This window comes from Kitasatospora sp. NPDC093558 (genome assembly GCF_040683475.1).
In the GTDB taxonomy this organism is placed as follows: Bacteria; Actinomycetota; Actinomycetes; order Streptomycetales; family Streptomycetaceae; genus Kitasatospora.
The window spans coordinates 1-14,718 of the sequence record NZ_JBFBDY010000137.1; the positions used below are offsets into that span (position 1 = coordinate 1).

A 14,718-nucleotide genomic window follows, 5' to 3' on the forward strand; every position below is an offset into this window, starting at 1 on the left:
CGTCCCGAAGGCACCGCGATCGGCGAGCCGAACCCGAACGGGCCGTCGCCCGCGGTGCGTCCGGCGGTCACCTACCGGGTGGACGGCAGCAACAAGCTGACCGTGTTCTTCTACGGCGGGGTGTGCTCGCAGTACGCGCTGAAGGCGGACGAGTCGCACCCGGGCCAGGTGGACGTCAAGGTCGTCGTGGCGGCGCCGGTGAAGTCCGGGCAGGTGTGCAGCGAGCTGGCCAAGCGGCAGACGGTCACGGCCGATCTGCGCGCGCCGCTGGCCGGGCGGACGGTGAACGACCTGTCCACCGGCAACCCGATCCCGCTGGAGGCGGACCCGCACATGGGCCCGGACCCGGTCGGACCGGACGGCGCCGCGCAGTAGCGGAGCGCGGGTACGGCGAAGGCGGCCCCGGGGTGTTCCCCGGGGCCGCCTTCGTAAGTCGTTCGTGTGCCGAGCCGCCGGGGCTTAGCTGAACGAGTCGCCGCAGGCGCAGGAGCCGGTGGCGTTCGGGTTGTCGATCGTGAAGCCCTGCTTCTCGATGGTGTCGACGAAGTCGACGGTGGCGCCGCCCAGGTACGGGGCGCTCATGCGGTCGGTGACGACCTTCACACCGCCGAAGTCCTTGATCACGTCGCCGTCGAGCGAGCGCTCGTCGAAGAACAGCTGGTAACGCAGGCCGGAGCAGCCACCGGGCTGGACGGCGACACGAAGCGCAAGGTCGTCGCGGCCTTCCTGCTCCAGCAGGGCCTTGACCTTGCCCGCGGCGGCATCGGTAAGGAGGATGCCACTCTCGACGGTGGTCTCGTCCTGGACGGTCATCTGCTTTCTCCCGGTCTTTGACGACGGTCTGCCGCCAGTGCCAACCAAGGACCGTCCGGATTCATTTCCCGGACGGCGATGGTTTTGCGGCCTCTCGGCGGCGGATTTTCCGTGGGCCGGGTGTGCCACCCGCGTCCCCTACGGTTCCCATGCTCGCACAACCCGGATGGAGCGGTCACCGCCCGAGCCGCCGATCCGGGCGAAGCGGCCCCGCGGCGGGGCCGCGGACGCCAGGATGGTGGGCATGATCCTGCGCCAGGTCAGGGACACCGCCGCCGACGCGGAGGCCGTCCAGGAGATCGCCCTCGCCTCGTCCGCCGCCCCCGGTCGCGGCGCCCCGGCCGTGGCGGCGACGCCGGTGCAGCTGGCCCGCACCAGACACCTGGCCCGCACCGATCCGCAGGGCTGCTGGCTCGCCGAGAGCGGCGGGGAGGCGGTCGGCGCGGTGCTCTCGATGCGCCGGGAGGGGCTGTGGATGCCGTCCCTGTTCGCGGTCCGGCCGCAGGCGCAGGGCAAGGGCGTCGGGCGGCTGCTGCTGGAGCGGGCGACGGCCCACGGGCGCGGGTGCCTGCGCGGGATGGTGTGCGTGCCACAGTCCGCGGCGGCGGCCCGCCGCTACCGGCTGGCCGGGTTCACGCTGCACCCGGCGATGCGGCTGGGCGGGCGGGTGGACCGGGCCGGGCTGGTCGACCCCGGGGACATCCCGGTGCACCGCGGCAACGCGACCCACCGCCACCTGCTGGACTCGGTGGACCGGCGGCTGCGCGGCGCGGCGCACGGGCCGGACCACGAGCTGATGCTGGGCCACTTCGAGGAGCTGCTGATCGCCGACGCGCTGGCCGGCAGCGGCTACTGCTACCGCGACGGCGGCGAGGTCAAGCTGCTGGCCGCCACCACCAAGCGGATCGCCGCCCGGCTGCTGCGCGAGGCGCTGGCCCGGGTGCCGGAGGGGGTGCGGGCGCGGGTGGACTTCCTCACCGCCGAGCAGGAGTGGGCGCTGGACGTCGGCCTGGAGGTGGGGCTCAGCCCGGAGCCCGGGGGCTACGTCGGCCTGCACGGGATGCGCCCGCCGGCGCCGTACCTGCCGAGCGGGGCCTTCCTGTAGCGACGTTCCCGTGGGCGCGCGGCGGCCCCGCCGGAGGTGCCCGGCGGGGCCGCGGCGGGAGCCGTGGGGCTCAGGCCATGGTGTCCAGGATCTCCCGGACCATCTCCATCGTGGTGCCCGGGTGCAGGAAGGCGAAGCGGGCGACCGTCTCGCCGTCCCAGCCGGTGGGGGTGACGAAGCCGATCTGGTCCGCGAGCAGCTGCTGCGACCAGCGGTAGTAGTCGTCGTTCGTCCAGCCCTTGCGCTTGAAGCAGACCGCGGAGAGCTGCGGGTCGAACAACAGCTCCAGGTGCTCGGTGTCGCGGATCAGCTGCGCGGTGTCCTGGGCCAGCTTGAGGCCGGTCTCGATCGCGTCGGTGTACGCCTGGGTGCCGTGCACGGCGAGCGAGAACCAGAGCGGCAGGCCGCGGGCGCGCCGGGTCAGGTGGTAGGCGTAGTCGGTGGGGTTCCACTCGTCGCCCTCGGTGTGCAGGACGTCGAGGTAGGAGGCGTCCTGGGTGTGGACGGCCCGGGCGAGCTGCGGGTTGCGGTAGATCAGCGCCGCGCAGTCGAACGGGGCGAACAGCCACTTGTGCGGGTCGACGACGAAGGAGTCGGCGTGCTCGATGCCGTTGTAGCGCTCGCGCACCGAGGGGGCGAAGAGGCCGGCGCCGCCGTAGGCGCCGTCCACGTGGAACCACATGTCGCGCTCGCGGGCGACCTGGGAGAGGCCCTGGAGGTCGTCGACGATGCCCTCGTTGGTGGTGCCGGCGGTGCCGACGACGGCGATCACCGTCTCCGGGTTGGGGTCGGCGGCCAGCGCGGCGCGCAGGGCCTCGCCGGTGAACCGGCGGTCGACGGTCGGGACCTTGAAGGCCTCGACGCCGATGATGTTGAAGGTGTTCTTGACCGAGGAGTGCACCTGGTCGGCGACGGCGATGCGCAGGCGCGCCTCCGGACCGACGCCGAGCTTGCGGCGCGCGGTGTCGCGGGCGACGACCAGGGCGGACAGGTTGCCCGCCGAACCGCCGGAGACGAAGCAGCCGCCGGCCGTGGCGGGCAGGCCCGCGCGGTCGGCTATCAGGCGCAGCACCTGGTTCTCGGCGGCGATCGCACCGGCCGCCTCCAGCCAGGAGATGCCCTGGAGGGAGGCGCAGGAGACGACCATGTCGAACAGCAGCGCGGCCTTGGTGGGGGCGCACGGGATGAAGGACAGGTAGCGCGGGCTGTCGGCGGAGATGACCGCGCGGGACAGCTCGTGGTCGTAGAGCTTGAGCACGTCGGCCGGGCTGTTGCCCTCCGGGTTCAGCAGGCCGGCCAGCTGGGCGCGCAGGTGCTCGCCGTCGCCGGGGTGGTCGAGCGGGACGGGGTCGTACTGCAGCCGCTCCCGCATGTAGTCGAATACCAGGTCGACCAGTTCGTTGTCGGGCCGGTGCATGCGGTCGGGTGCTGCGGACACGGCTGTCCCTCTCGGCTGTGGGGGTCGGGGGATCCGGCCGGGCGGGGAGCTTCACCGCGCTGACCGGACGTGATCAGCGTAGGCAGCGGAGGGGGTGCGCCGCGCGTCGGAACGCGGCTGGTCAGGCAGGTTTCGAGCGTCTTCGGGCCGGTCCGCGCAGGATTCCTGCGTGGGCCCCGGGGAGGGCCGGGGGCGGTGCGGGAAGGGCCCGGGTGAGCCGTCCGGGTCCCTTAGCCGATCAGCTGGGACAGGACGACGGAGGAACGGCTGCGCTGGACGCCGGGCTCGCGGCGGATGCGCTCGATGACGGCCTCGAGGTGGCGCATGTCGGCCGCGCGCAGGTGCACCAGGGCGTCCGGATCGCCGGTGACCGTCCAGGCGGCGACGACCTCGGGGAACTGGCGCAGGCTCGCGAGGATCTCCTCGGGCGCGGTGCGCTCGCGGCAGTAGACCTCGACGAAGGCCTCGGTCTGCCAGCCGAGGACGGCCGGGTCGAGCACCACGGTGAAGCCGCGGACCACCCCGCGCGCCCGCAGCCGGTCGATCCGGCGGCGGACGGCGGTGGCGGAGAGGTTCACCTGGAGGCCGATCTCGGCGTAGGAGGCGCGACCGTCGCTGCCGAGGCGGGCGAGGAGCAGCCGGTCGGTCTCGTCCAGGTCGGCCCCGGTCACCTCGTGCGCTCGGCTGCTGCTCATCGGTGCGGGGCTCCACGGGTCGTGCGGGGATCGGCGGACGGGACGGCAGTGGCCGGTCTGCCGAAACGGTTCGGCACCCATTCTGGCGGATGACATGAGCGAGTTCATCGCTGGCAGATGACCGGGAGGCGTACACCAGGACGTCTCCCGTGGTTCAGGTCACCAGCAGCACGATCTTCCCGCGGGTGCGGCCCTCGGCGCTCAGCGCCTGGGCGGAGGCGGCCTGCGCGAGCGGGAAGGTGGAGGCGACGGTGACGGTGAGCCGGCCCTCGTCGGCGAGCGCGGCCAGTTCGGCGAGCCCGGCCGCGTCGGGGCGCACCCACACGTAGTGGCCGCCGAGCTGCTTGACCCGGTAGTCGGTGACCGAGGCGATCCGCGCCGGGTCGGCGACCAGTGCGGCCGAGACCTGGACGGCGCCGTGGCCGACCAGGTCGAGGGCCGCGTCCACGCCGCCGGGGGCGAGCGCGCGGACCCGTTCGACCAGGCCCTCGCCGTACGTGACCGGTTCGGCGCCGAGGCCGCGCAGGTAGTCGTGGTTGCGCTCGCCGGCCGTGCCGATCACGCGCGCGCCGCGGGCCCGGGCGATCTGGACGGCCAGGTGGCCGACCCCGCCGGCGGCCGCGTGCACCAGGAGGGTCTCCCCCGCCTTCACCCGGAGGGCGTCGAGGCACTGCAGGGCGGTGAGCCCGGCCAGCGGGAGGCCGCCGCACTGCGCCCAGTCGAGCGCGGCGGGCCGGCGGGCGAGGGTGCGCACGGGCGCGGCGACGAGTTCGGCGTAGGTGCCGTGCTCGACGGCGTCCTTGCGAACGTAGCCGTAGACCTCGTCGCCCGGCGCGAACTCGGTGACCCCGCCGCCGACCGCGCGGACGACGCCGGCCGCGTCCCAGCCCATGACCAGTGGGAAGTGCGCGTCCAGCAGGCCGTCCAGCGCGCCCTCGCGGACCTTCCAGTCCACCGGGTTCACCCCGGCCGCGCGGACCTCCACCAGCACCGAGTCCGGGCCGACCTTGGGGTCGGGCAGCTCGGTGTACTCGACCACCTCGGGTCCGCCGTAGCGGTTGATCGCGATTGCCTTCATGGGCCCAGCCATACCCGGAGGCGCCCGGATATCGATTCGGCCACGCAAGGAAGCATCCGATCCGGCGAGCGGTTCTCGTCACATCGACAGGATGGCCATCGTCACTCTGACGCTAACCGGTTAGAATAGATAGTGTCAGATAGACGAAAAGGCTTCACCGCTTGATCGGCCGCACAGAAGGGCACCCGCCCGTGACCACCACCATCACCGAGACCTACGGCGTCGACCCCACTCCGACGCCGCTCGCTCTGCTGCTGCTCGGCCGGGAGGCCGATCCGAACAGCGAGCGCGGCGTCGAGTGCCCCGGTGACCTCCCCCCGGCTTCCGACCCGAACCTCGTCGAGCGCGCCCGGGCGGCCAAGGACGCGCTCGGCGACCGCGTCTTCATCCTCGGCCACCACTACCAGCGCGACGAGGTGATCGAGTTCGCCGACGTCACCGGCGACTCCTTCAAGCTCGCCCGGGACGCGGCGGCCCGTCCGGAGGCCGAGTACATCGTCTTCTGCGGCGTGCACTTCATGGCCGAGTCCGCGGACATCCTCACCGGCGACGACCAGAAGGTCGTCCTGCCCGACCTCGCGGCCGGCTGCTCGATGGCCGACATGGCCACCGCCGAGCAGGTCGCCGAGTGCTGGGACGTGCTGGCCGACGCCGGCATAGCCGATGTGACCGTCCCGGTCTCGTACATGAACTCCTCCGCCGACATCAAGGCCTTCACCGGCAAGCACGGCGGCACCATCTGCACCTCCTCCAACGCCAAGCGCGCCCTGGAGTGGGCCTTCGAGCAGGGGCAGAAGGTCCTGTTCCTGCCCGACCAGCACCTCGGCCGCAACACCGCGGTGCGCGACATGGGCTTCTCGCTGGACGACTGCGTCCTGTACAACCCGCACAAGCCGAACGGCGGCCTGACCGCCGAGCAGCTGCGCGACGCCAAGATGATCCTCTGGCGCGGCCACTGCTCGGTGCACGGCCGGTTCAGCCTGGACTCGGTGAACGACGTCCGCGAGCGCATCCCCGGCGTCACCGTCCTGGTGCACCCCGAGTGCAAGCACGAGGTCGTCGCCGCCGCGGACATGGTCGGCTCGACGGAGTACATCATCAAGGCGCTCGACGCCGCCGAGCACGGCTCCAAGTGGGCCATCGGCACCGAGCTGAACCTCGTCCGCCGCCTCGCCAAGGCGCACCCGGACAAGGAGATCGTCTTCCTGGACCGCGCGGTCTGCTTCTGCTCCACCATGAACCGGATCGACCTGCCGCACCTCGTGTGGGCGCTGGAGTCGCTGGTCGAGGGCCGGGTGCCGAACGTGATCACCGTCGACCCGGAGACCGAGCAGTACGCCAAGGCGGCGCTGGACCGGATGCTCGCCCTGCCGTAACAGCAGCGGACGCACGAAGGGCGGGCCCCCTCCGAGTGGAGGGGGCCCGCCCTTTCGTCTGGCGCGGAGCGGTGCGGAAGGCTACTCCGGGTACCCGGGGATGACGCCCTCGTCATCCGCCATCAGTAGAGCCCGGACCTCGTCGATCGTCGCCTCGGCCGCCGGCAGGATCAGCTCGGACGGCTCCAGCGAGTCGTCCGGCAGCCTCGTGCCGTACTGCTTCACGGCGTCCAGCAGCTTGCCGTACGCCGAGCGGAAGAGCTCCTCGTCCCCCGAGTCGACCGCGGTGACGAGCTCCGCGTCGAGCTCGTTGAGCAGGTTGAGGTGGGCCTCGCCGACCTCGAACTGCCCCTCACCCATGACCCTCATGATCATGCCGTGCGTCTCCCTGGTTCGTGGGTGGAGCTCAACTCACTTGTTGTAGTTGATGCGCGGGGTGTCCTGCGGGTGGGCGTCCTGCGGCGGCTGCTGCTGCTTGCCCTGCTCGATCGCGGCCGGACCGGCGGCCGGGCCACCGGACAGCTCGGCCTTCATGCGGGCCAGCTCCAGCTCGACGTCCGAACCGCCGGCGACGCGCTCCAGCTCAGCCTCGATGTCGTCCTTGCGGCCCAGACCGCTCGCGTCGTCGAGCGCGCCGGAGGCCAGCAGCTCGTCGATCGCGCCGGCCCGCGCCTGCATCTGCGCGGTCTTGTCCTCGGCACGCTGGATCGCCAGGCCCACGTCGCCCATCTCCTCCGAGATCCCGGAGAAGGACTCGGCGATGCGGGTCTGCGCCTGGGCGGCGGTGTAGGTGGCCTTGATGGTCTCCTTCTTGGTGCGGAAGGCGTCCACCTTGGCCTGCAGCCGCTGGGAGGCGAGCGTGAGCTTCTCCTCCTCGGCCTGGAGCGCCTGGTACTGCGCCTCCAGGTCGTTGATCTGGGACTGCATGTTGGCCTTGCGGGTCAGCGCCTCGCGCGCGAGGTCCTCGCGGCCGAGCGACAGCGCCTTGCGGCCCTGGTCCTCGTACTTCGCGGACTGCTGCTGGAGCTGGGTCAGCTGGAGTTCCAGGCGCTTGCGCGAGGTCGCGACGTCCGCGACGCCACGCCGTACCTTCTGCAGCAGTTCGAGCTGCTTCTGGTAGGAGTAGTCGAGCGTCTCACGCGGATCTTCCGCCCGGTCCAAGGCCTTGTTCGCCTTGGAGCGGAAGATCAGCCCCATACGCTTCATGATTCCGTCGCTCATGGGCCTCGGGTGCCCCCTTCTCCGGCCTGCGGTCTCTATCTCGTTACCAGACACGACGAGTGTATGTGCAGCGAGCCCTTCGCCGCAGTGCACCTGCCTGCAACAAGACTGCTACAGCGCTGGGCGCATCTTCCTCATCCCCCGGGTGGATCCCGCTCTCATCCCCCCCATCCTCCACCCGACCGATCCCCTACGGGAAGGGCCCGGAAAACTCCCGTCGGGCTCCCACCTCGCGGATCGATACGCGTTTGCGTCCGAGGCCGCCCCGAGAAGCGCCGCGGCACCCCGTACGCTGGTGGTGTGTTCCGACGCCGTTCAGATGATGCCGCTGCCTCCACCGTGCTGGAGAAGCAGGACGAGACGACCCAGGCCCGCGACCCGCAGGCCAAGAAGGGCCGGCCCACTCCCAAGCGCAGTGAGGCCGAGGCCCACCGTCGTACCCGGGTGACCGTGCCAAAGGACCGCAAGGAAGCCGCCAAGCAGGCGCGCGACCGGATGCGGGTCGAGCGCGAGAAGCAGCGCCAGGCGCTCGTGGATGGCGACGAGCGCCACCTGCCCGCGCGCGACAAGGGCCCGGTGCGCAAGTTCGCCCGCGACTACATGGACGCCCGCTGGTCGCTGGCCGAGTTCTTCCTCCCCGCGGCCGTGCTGATCCTGGTGCTCAGCATCGTCAAGGTGCCGGCCCTGCAGCTGCTCTCCACCCTGCTGTTCCTGCTGTTCTTCGTGCTGGTCGCGCTGGACTTCGTCCGCCTCGGCCTCGGCCTGCGCAAGCAGCTCGGCGAGCGCTTCGCCGGCCAGAACACCCGCGGGACGGTCGCCTACGGCCTCATGCGCATCCTGCAGATGCGCCGGCTGCGGCTGCCCAAGCCGCAGGTCCGTCGCGGGGAGCGGCCCTGACCGCCGAACCGGTGGACTCCGGCTGGGCCCCGCCGTCCTGGGAGGGGCCCGGCCTGTACGCGTTGCCCGGCCAGGGGGACGGCGGGCACGACCGGCTCGGACAGGAACGTTCCGACCAGGGGCGTTCCGTCCAGGAACGTTCCGGCTACGAGCGCTCCGGCCAGGAACGTTCCGGCCAGGAGCGGCGGCTGCCCTCGCGCAGCGGCTCCTTCGCCGGCGGCACCGGCGCGTGGCTGGACCGGCTCGGCGGACTGCGCAACTTCGTGCGCCAGGAACTCGTCGCCCGTCAGCTCGCCGAACAGCTGACCGGCCGCACCGCGCAGCGCGTCCTCGACATCGGCTGCGGCCAGGGCACCCAGGCGCTGCGCCTGGCCCGGGCCGGCCACTACGTCACCGGCATCGACTCCGACCCGGTCGCGCTCGGCGTCGCCCAGGGGGCGCTCGCCGAGGAGCCGGCCGAGGTCCGCGACCGGATCCAGCTGCTCAGCGGCGACGGCCACCAGTGCGGGCGCTGGTTCGGCCCGCGCAGCTTCGACGTCGTGCTCTGCCACGGCGTCCTGATGTACCTGCCCGACCCGGACCCGATGATCGCCTCGCTGGCCCGGCTGCTCGCGCCCGGCGGACTGCTCTCGCTGCTCGTCCGCAACCGCGACGCGCTCGCCCTGCGGCCCGCCGCCGCCGGGGACTGGCGGGCCGCCCTGCACGCGTTCGAGAGCGACCGCTACTACAACCGGCTCGGGCTGGCCGCCCGCGCCGACCGGCTCGCCGACCTCTCCGTCACGCTCTCCGAGGTGTCGGTGCCGCTCAAGCACTGGTACGGCGTGCGCGTCTTCACCGACAACGCCCCCGACGACGCGGCCCCGCCGGTGGACGGACGCCAGCTGGCCCAGCTGCTGGAGGCCGAGGACCGCGCCGGGCGCACCGACCCGTACCGGCAGGTGGCCGCGCTGCTGCACGTCATCGGGGCTAAGTAGGCTCCCTGGTCGGGGAGTTACCCCTCGTGCAGGCTCATCGAGTAGATCACCCGGTCGTCCTCCAGCAGGACGGCGTTGTCGACGCCGTCCTCGGCGAGCTGCTTCCAGGTCTCGCCGATCCACGTCTCGGCGTCGCCCTGGCCGGCGAACTCCTCGTGCCCGACGCCCGACGTCTGCTCGGTGCCGTCCGCCTTCTCGTACCGCCACGTCCAGACCATGCCCGGCTCCTCCCGCCGACGACGCTGCCAATGTGCTGCGCACCATAGCCTGCCCGGCACGATCTTCCGTATGCCTGGTCCGGCAGGATGGGCGTCATGGCGACCCACCTCGAACCCTCCCGCACGCTCATCCTCGGCGGTGCGCGCTCCGGCAAGTCCACCAAGGCCGAGCAGCTCCTCGCCGACCGGGCGGACGTCCTCTACGTCGCCACCGGCGGCACCCGGGACGGCGACGCCGAGTGGGCCCAGCGGGTCGCCCTGCACCGCGAGCGGCGTCCGGCGAGCTGGCGCACCGCCGAGACCTGCGACCTGGAGGCCGTCCTCGCGGACACCGCCGATCCGGCGCCGGTGCTCGTCGACTGCCTTGCGCTGTGGCTGACTTCGGTGATGGACGAGTGCGGCGCCTGGGACGACGCGGTGTGGGCCGACGGCGGGGAGGCCGCCGTGCAGCGGCGGTGCGACGCGCTCGCGCGGGCCTGGGCGGCGACCGGGCGGCACGCCGTCGCGGTGAGCAACGAGGTCGGCATGGGTGTCGTGCCCGCCACCGCGGCCGGCCGGCGGTTCCGCGACACCCTGGGACGGCTCAACATGGCCGTGGCGGACGCCTCGGAGCGTGTGCTGCTGGTCGTGGCCGGGCAGGTTCTGACGGTCAAGCCAGCCGCAGCGTGAACGCCTGCGGCGTGTAGCCTTCCGGACGATGGACACGACCGTGGATCTCGATACGTTCTCCTCGCTCGTCGAGCGCCCCGACGAGAGCGCCCGGCGGGCCGCCGACGAGCGGTGGCAGGCGACCGGCCGGCCGCGTGGCGGGCTCGGCAAGCTGGAGGAGCTGGGCAGCTGGCTGTCGTCCGTGCAGGGGCGCTCCCCGGTGCGGCCGGTCTCGGCGCCCAAGGTGCTGCTGTTCGCCGCCGACCACGGGGTGGCGGCGCTCGGGGTCTCCCGGCTGCCGGCCCGGGGCGGCACCGCGGCCCGGGTGCGGGCCGTGCTCGACGGCACCGCGCCGGTCGCCCGGCTGGCCGCCCGGTACGGCGCCGACGTGCGGATCGTCGACGTCGCGGTGGACACCGACCCGGCGGACTTCCCGGACGAGGTGGTCGGCCACCGGATCCGGCGCGGCTCCGGGCGCATCGACGTCGAGGACGCGCTCACGCCCGAGGAGACCGTCCGGGCCTTCCGGGCCGGCATGGCCGTCGCCGACGAGGAGGCCGACGCCGGGACGGACCTGGTGCTGCTCGGCGACCTCGGGGTCGGCTCGACGACCGTCGCCGGCGTGCTGATCGGCGCCCTGTGCGGCACCGACGCCGCCGCGGTGACCGGGCGCGGCTCGGGCATCGACGACCGCGTGTGGATGGTCAAGTGCGCGACCATCCGCGACTCGCTGCGCCGGGCCCGGCCGGTCCTCGGCGACCAGCTGGCGCTGCTCGGCGCCACCGGCGGTGCGGACTTCGCGGCGATCACCGGCTTCCTGCTGCAGGCCGCGGTGCGCAAGCTGCCCGTCGTGCTGGACGGCGTCGTCTCGGCGGCCTGCGCGCTGGTCGCGCAGCGGATCGCGTTCCGGGCGCCGGAGTGGTGGCGGGCCGGGCAGTCCAGCGGCGAGCCGGCCCAGGCCAAGGCGTACGACCGGCTGACGCTGACGCCGATGCAGGACCAGGGGATCACGATGGGCGAGGGCGTCGGCGCGCTGCTGGCGCTGCCGCTGCTCCAGGCCGCCGGGGACGCGCTCGCCGACGAGGCGCCGCGGGCGTACGTGCCGCCGGCGCCGAAGGAGCAGCCGAAGCTGCCGTCGGCGGCGGACCTGCTGCGGCGGCTGTAGCAGGACGCCGGAAGCGTGTGTGCAACTGGCCCTTGGCGATTGGGTTCCAGGTCGCAGCCTTCCGAATTCGCGCAGTTCCCCGCGCCCCTGAGGGGCGCGGGGATTCCTTTTGGTGAAGGGTGACGACCGGTGGCGGGTGAGCGCGAGCGGGCCGGGTGGAATGACGGGCTGCGGTTCGCGTTCGGGACGCTGTCGGTCCTGCGGGTGCGGGTCGAGCGGTGGGACCGGGCGGCCGGGGGGCGGGCCATGGTGCTGGCGCCGGTCGTGGGGTTCGTGCTGGGCGGGATCGCGGCCGTGGCCGGGGCGCTCGTGGCCTGGCGGGCCGGCGGGCTGCTCGGGGCGGTGACGGCGGTGGCGGTGCTCGCCGCGCTCACCCGGGGGCTGCACCTGGACGGGCTCGCGGACGTCGCCGACGGGCTGGGCAGCGGGAAGCCCGCCGAGGACGCGCTGCGCATCATGAAGCAGTCCGATATCGGCCCCTTCGGCGTCCTTGTCCTGCTTCTCGCCCTGTTCGCCCAGATCGCCGCATTGGCCGGACAGTTCGGGCACTCGCCGCTGCGCGGGGCGCTCGCCGTTCTCTGCTCCGCGGTGGCCGCGCGGTGCGCGCTCGCATGGGGCTGTCTGCGGTCGGTGCCGCCCGCCCGGCCGGGCGGGCTCGGGGCGATGGTGGCGAGCACCGTCGCTCCCCCGGCGGCGCCGGCCGCGACGGCCGCGGCGGCGCTCCTTCTGGCCATTCTCGGGCTGCTTGACGGATCATCATGCGGTCGCCTCCCCCTCGCCCTCGCCCTCGGCACCGGCTGCGCATGGCTGCTGCTCCGCAGGTGCGTACGACGGTTCGGCGGAATCACCGGGGACGTGCTCGGCGCGATGGCGGAGACGGCCGCGACCGGCTCGTTGTTCGCCCTGGCGTTGCTCGCCTGACACCGGGCGGCGCGTGATCCCACCATGCGGACTACCATGCGGGGAGCACCGCAGCCCTGCACCGTCGCAGGTCCTGCCCGCCCGGCACCCAACGCGGAGCCGGGGCCTCTGGTGTGCGTGGCCGCGAACGGCGGGTACGCGTAGCCAGGGGACCCGGACCCGGATCACGCCGGCGGGACAGCCGCGACGCCCGCCGGGCTGCGCCGGTGCGGCAGCCTCGCCGCACCCGGCCGTGGACCGCGAAAGAACAGGACGCATTACGTGACTGCATTGTCTGTGAGCACCTCCGCCGCCGCATCGCTGCGTGCGGACGCGCTGGTGGTCGGTGTCGCGAAGGGCCCCAAGGGCATCGTGCCGACCGCCGGCACCGAGGCCGTGAACGAGGCGTTCGAGGGCAAGCTGGCCGAGGTCCTCACCACCCTGGGCGCGACCGGCGCCGAGGGCGAGGCCGTCAAGGTCCCCGCGCCCGCCGGCGTGAAGGCCGCCCTCGTGCTCGCGGTCGGCCTCGGCGAGGCGAGCGAGGAGGGCTACGGCCCGGAGACGCTGCGCCGCGCGGCCGGTGTCGCCGCCCGTACCCTGGCCGGCGTCAAGAAGGCCGCGCTGGCCCTGCCGGCCGAGTCCACGGACGAGATCGAGGCCGTCGCGCTCGGCGGTCTGCTCGGCTCGTACTCCTTCGGCACCTACAAGGGCGAGGGCGGCAAGGAGCCGGTCGGCGAGCTCGTCGTGCTGGCCCCGCGCAAGGGCAGCAAGGACTCCAAGGCCGCCGTGGAGCGCGCCGCCGCGATCGGCGAGGAGATGAACCGCGCCCGCGACCTGGTCAACACCGCCCCGAACGACCTGAACCCGAAGAGCTTCGCCGCGATCGTCCAGGCCGCCGGCAAGGAGCACGGCCTCAAGGTCGAGGTGCTGGACGAGAAGGCGCTCGTCAAGGGCGGCTTCGGCGGTCTGATGGGCGTCGGCGGCGGCTCGGCGAACCCGCCGCGGCTGGTGAAGGTGGCCTACACCCACCCGAAGGCCAAGGCCTCGCTCGCCTTCGTCGGCAAGGGCATCACCTACGACTCGGGCGGCATCTCGCTGAAGCCGGCCGGCCACAACGAGACCATGAAGTGCGACATGGCCGGCGCCGCCGCCGTGTTCGCCGCCGTGGTCGCGGCCAAGCGCCTCGGCCTGGCCGTCAACGTCACCGGCTGGCTCGCGCTGGCCGAGAACATGCCGTCGGGCTCCGCCACCCGCCCGGGCGACGTGCTGCGCATGTACGGCGGCAAGACCGTCGAGGTGCTGAACACCGACGCCGAGGGCCGCCTGGTGCTGGCCGACGCGATCGTGCGCGCCGGCGAGGAGAACCCGGACGTCATCGTCGACGTGGCCACCCTGACCGGCGCCATGGTGCTGGCCCTGGGCACCCGCACCTTCGGCGTGATGTCCAACAACGACGAGCTGCGCGACACCCTGCACACCGTCGCGGGCGAGGTCGGCGAGCAGTCCTGGCCGATGCCGCTGCCGGCCGAGCTGCGCAAGGGCATGACCGAGTCGACCATCGCCGACCTGGCCAACATGGGCGAGCGGATGGGCGGCGGCCTGGTGGCCGGTCTGTTCCTGAAGGAGTTCGTGGCCGAGGGCACCGACTGGGCGCACCTGGACATCGCCGGTCCGGCGTTCCACGAGGGCGCGCCGTTCGGCTACACCCCGAAGGGCGGCACCGCGAGCGCGGTGCGCACCCTGCTCGCCTACGCCGAGCGGACGGCGGCGGCGAAGGCCTGACCCGGCCCACCGCGCGTGCGCCGGGCCCCCTCCGGCGTTCCCGGCGGGTTACCCGCAGGTAGGACGCCACCCGGCCCCGCACCCCTGTTCGCTGCGGGCGAAACTTTGTTCCGCACTGCGGAAGCGGCCGCGGCCCGAGCCCGCCCCGGCGGCCTCCCGGTGGCTGCCAACCCCGCGTTGAGCTGCAATGATGCCCTTCCGTCGGGGGTGTTCCCACCCCCGTGACCACCCTGTGGGACACCCGCGGGGCGGACCCGGACATCAGCCACCGTGAACAAGTGCGAAGATGTATTTCCGGCACGACTGGGCGCCCCACAAAGGCTTCCGACCCACCGGACCGCGACCGGCCCGGCGATCCACACCCCATTGCATGGAGGACGTGACGTGGCGAACGACGCCAGCACCGTT

15 protein-coding genes and 1 pseudogene are annotated in these 14,718 nt (G+C 73.0%); 9 read left to right on the forward strand and 7 right to left on the reverse strand.

Annotated elements, in window-relative coordinates; genetic code table 11:
• Positions 1 to 375 (forward strand): annotated as a pseudogene (locus tag AB0O00_RS16015) (hypothetical protein); the annotation flags it as partial.
• A gap of 84 nt (positions 376 to 459) precedes the next feature.
• On the opposite strand, the gene AB0O00_RS16020 reads toward AB0O00_RS16015, so the two are convergent.
• On the reverse strand, positions 460 to 813 hold the full coding sequence (locus tag AB0O00_RS16020; RefSeq protein WP_196950018.1) for an iron-sulfur cluster assembly accessory protein: 354 nt from the start codon (positions 811 to 813) through the stop codon (positions 460 to 462).
• 244 nt (positions 814 to 1,057) lie between these two features.
• On the opposite strand from AB0O00_RS16020, the gene AB0O00_RS16025 reads away from it, so the two are divergent.
• Positions 1,058 to 1,918 carry a GNAT family N-acetyltransferase gene (locus AB0O00_RS16025; RefSeq protein WP_363652143.1) on the forward strand — a complete coding sequence of 287 codons (861 nt, stop codon included), beginning with the start codon at positions 1,058 to 1,060 and terminating at the stop codon, positions 1,916 to 1,918.
• Positions 1,919 to 1,988: 70 nt separating this feature from the next.
• Here the strand turns inward: AB0O00_RS16025 and AB0O00_RS16030 are convergent, their stop codons facing one another.
• From AB0O00_RS16030 to AB0O00_RS16040, 3 genes are all read right to left on the reverse strand, one after another.
• Positions 1,989 to 3,356 (reverse strand): pyridoxal-dependent decarboxylase, encoded by a 1,368-nt coding sequence (locus tag AB0O00_RS16030; RefSeq protein ID WP_363652145.1) that lies wholly within the window; start codon positions 3,354 to 3,356, stop codon positions 1,989 to 1,991.
• 230 nt (positions 3,357 to 3,586) lie between these two features.
• The gene (locus AB0O00_RS16035; RefSeq protein ID WP_359967830.1) at positions 3,587 to 4,051 is read right to left on the reverse strand and encodes an Lrp/AsnC family transcriptional regulator; all 465 of its coding nucleotides are present in this window, start codon (positions 4,049 to 4,051) and stop codon (positions 3,587 to 3,589) included.
• 154 nt (positions 4,052 to 4,205) lie between these two features.
• Positions 4,206 to 5,129, reverse strand: a complete 924-nt coding sequence (locus AB0O00_RS16040; RefSeq protein WP_363652147.1) for an NADP-dependent oxidoreductase — start codon at positions 5,127 to 5,129, stop codon at positions 4,206 to 4,208.
• A gap of 191 nt (positions 5,130 to 5,320) precedes the next feature.
• Here AB0O00_RS16040 and nadA point away from each other — a divergent pair, with 191 nt between their 5' ends.
• Entirely contained in the window at positions 5,321 to 6,505 is a 1,185-nt protein-coding gene (gene nadA, locus AB0O00_RS16045; RefSeq protein ID WP_363652149.1) for a quinolinate synthase NadA, read from the forward strand.
• Between the two features lie 81 nt (positions 6,506 to 6,586).
• On the opposite strand, the gene AB0O00_RS16050 is transcribed toward nadA, so the two are convergent.
• Positions 6,587 to 6,880 (reverse strand): hypothetical protein, encoded by a 294-nt coding sequence (locus AB0O00_RS16050; RefSeq protein ID WP_363652151.1) that lies wholly within the window; start codon positions 6,878 to 6,880, stop codon positions 6,587 to 6,589.
• A gap of 36 nt (positions 6,881 to 6,916) precedes the next feature.
• The gene (locus AB0O00_RS16055) at positions 6,917 to 7,726 is read right to left on the reverse strand and encodes a PspA/IM30 family protein (protein ID WP_363652153.1); all 810 of its coding nucleotides are present in this window, start codon (positions 7,724 to 7,726) and stop codon (positions 6,917 to 6,919) included.
• A 300-nt stretch (positions 7,727 to 8,026) separates the two neighbouring features.
• On the opposite strand from AB0O00_RS16055, the gene AB0O00_RS16060 reads away from it, so the two are divergent.
• Together AB0O00_RS16060 and AB0O00_RS16065 are read left to right on the forward strand one after the other, a co-directional pair.
• Complete coding sequence (locus AB0O00_RS16060) at positions 8,027 to 8,623, forward strand: DUF3043 domain-containing protein (protein ID WP_363652155.1); 597 nt, start codon at positions 8,027 to 8,029, stop codon at positions 8,621 to 8,623.
• Positions 8,624 to 8,856: 233 nt separating this feature from the next.
• Positions 8,857 to 9,597 carry a methyltransferase domain-containing protein gene (locus AB0O00_RS16065; protein WP_363652167.1) on the forward strand — a complete coding sequence of 247 codons (741 nt, stop codon included), beginning with the start codon at positions 8,857 to 8,859 and terminating at the stop codon, positions 9,595 to 9,597.
• Between the two features lie 17 nt (positions 9,598 to 9,614).
• Here AB0O00_RS16065 and AB0O00_RS16070 read toward each other — a convergent pair whose 3' ends face one another.
• Positions 9,615 to 9,815, reverse strand: coding sequence for a hypothetical protein (locus AB0O00_RS16070; protein ID WP_363652158.1), 201 nt, complete (start codon positions 9,813 to 9,815; stop codon positions 9,615 to 9,617).
• A 96-nt stretch (positions 9,816 to 9,911) separates the two neighbouring features.
• Between AB0O00_RS16070 and cobU the strand changes: the two genes are divergently transcribed.
• The 4 genes from cobU to AB0O00_RS16090 all read left to right on the forward strand — a co-directional run bounded on the left by cobU (position 9,912) and on the right by AB0O00_RS16090 (position 14,310).
• Positions 9,912 to 10,484, forward strand: coding sequence for a bifunctional adenosylcobinamide kinase/adenosylcobinamide-phosphate guanylyltransferase (gene cobU / locus AB0O00_RS16075; protein WP_363652160.1), 573 nt, complete (start codon positions 9,912 to 9,914; stop codon positions 10,482 to 10,484).
• A 28-nt stretch (positions 10,485 to 10,512) separates the two neighbouring features.
• Positions 10,513 to 11,628 (forward strand): nicotinate-nucleotide--dimethylbenzimidazole phosphoribosyltransferase, encoded by a 1,116-nt coding sequence (locus AB0O00_RS16080; RefSeq protein ID WP_363652162.1) that lies wholly within the window; start codon positions 10,513 to 10,515, stop codon positions 11,626 to 11,628.
• A 129-nt stretch (positions 11,629 to 11,757) separates the two neighbouring features.
• Positions 11,758 to 12,549, forward strand: a complete 792-nt coding sequence (locus AB0O00_RS16085; RefSeq protein WP_363652164.1) for an adenosylcobinamide-GDP ribazoletransferase — start codon at positions 11,758 to 11,760, stop codon at positions 12,547 to 12,549.
• Positions 12,550 to 12,810: 261 nt separating this feature from the next.
• Entirely contained in the window at positions 12,811 to 14,310 is a 1,500-nt protein-coding gene (locus tag AB0O00_RS16090) for a leucyl aminopeptidase (RefSeq protein ID WP_363652166.1), read from the forward strand.
• Positions 14,311 to 14,718: the final 408 nt, after the last annotated feature.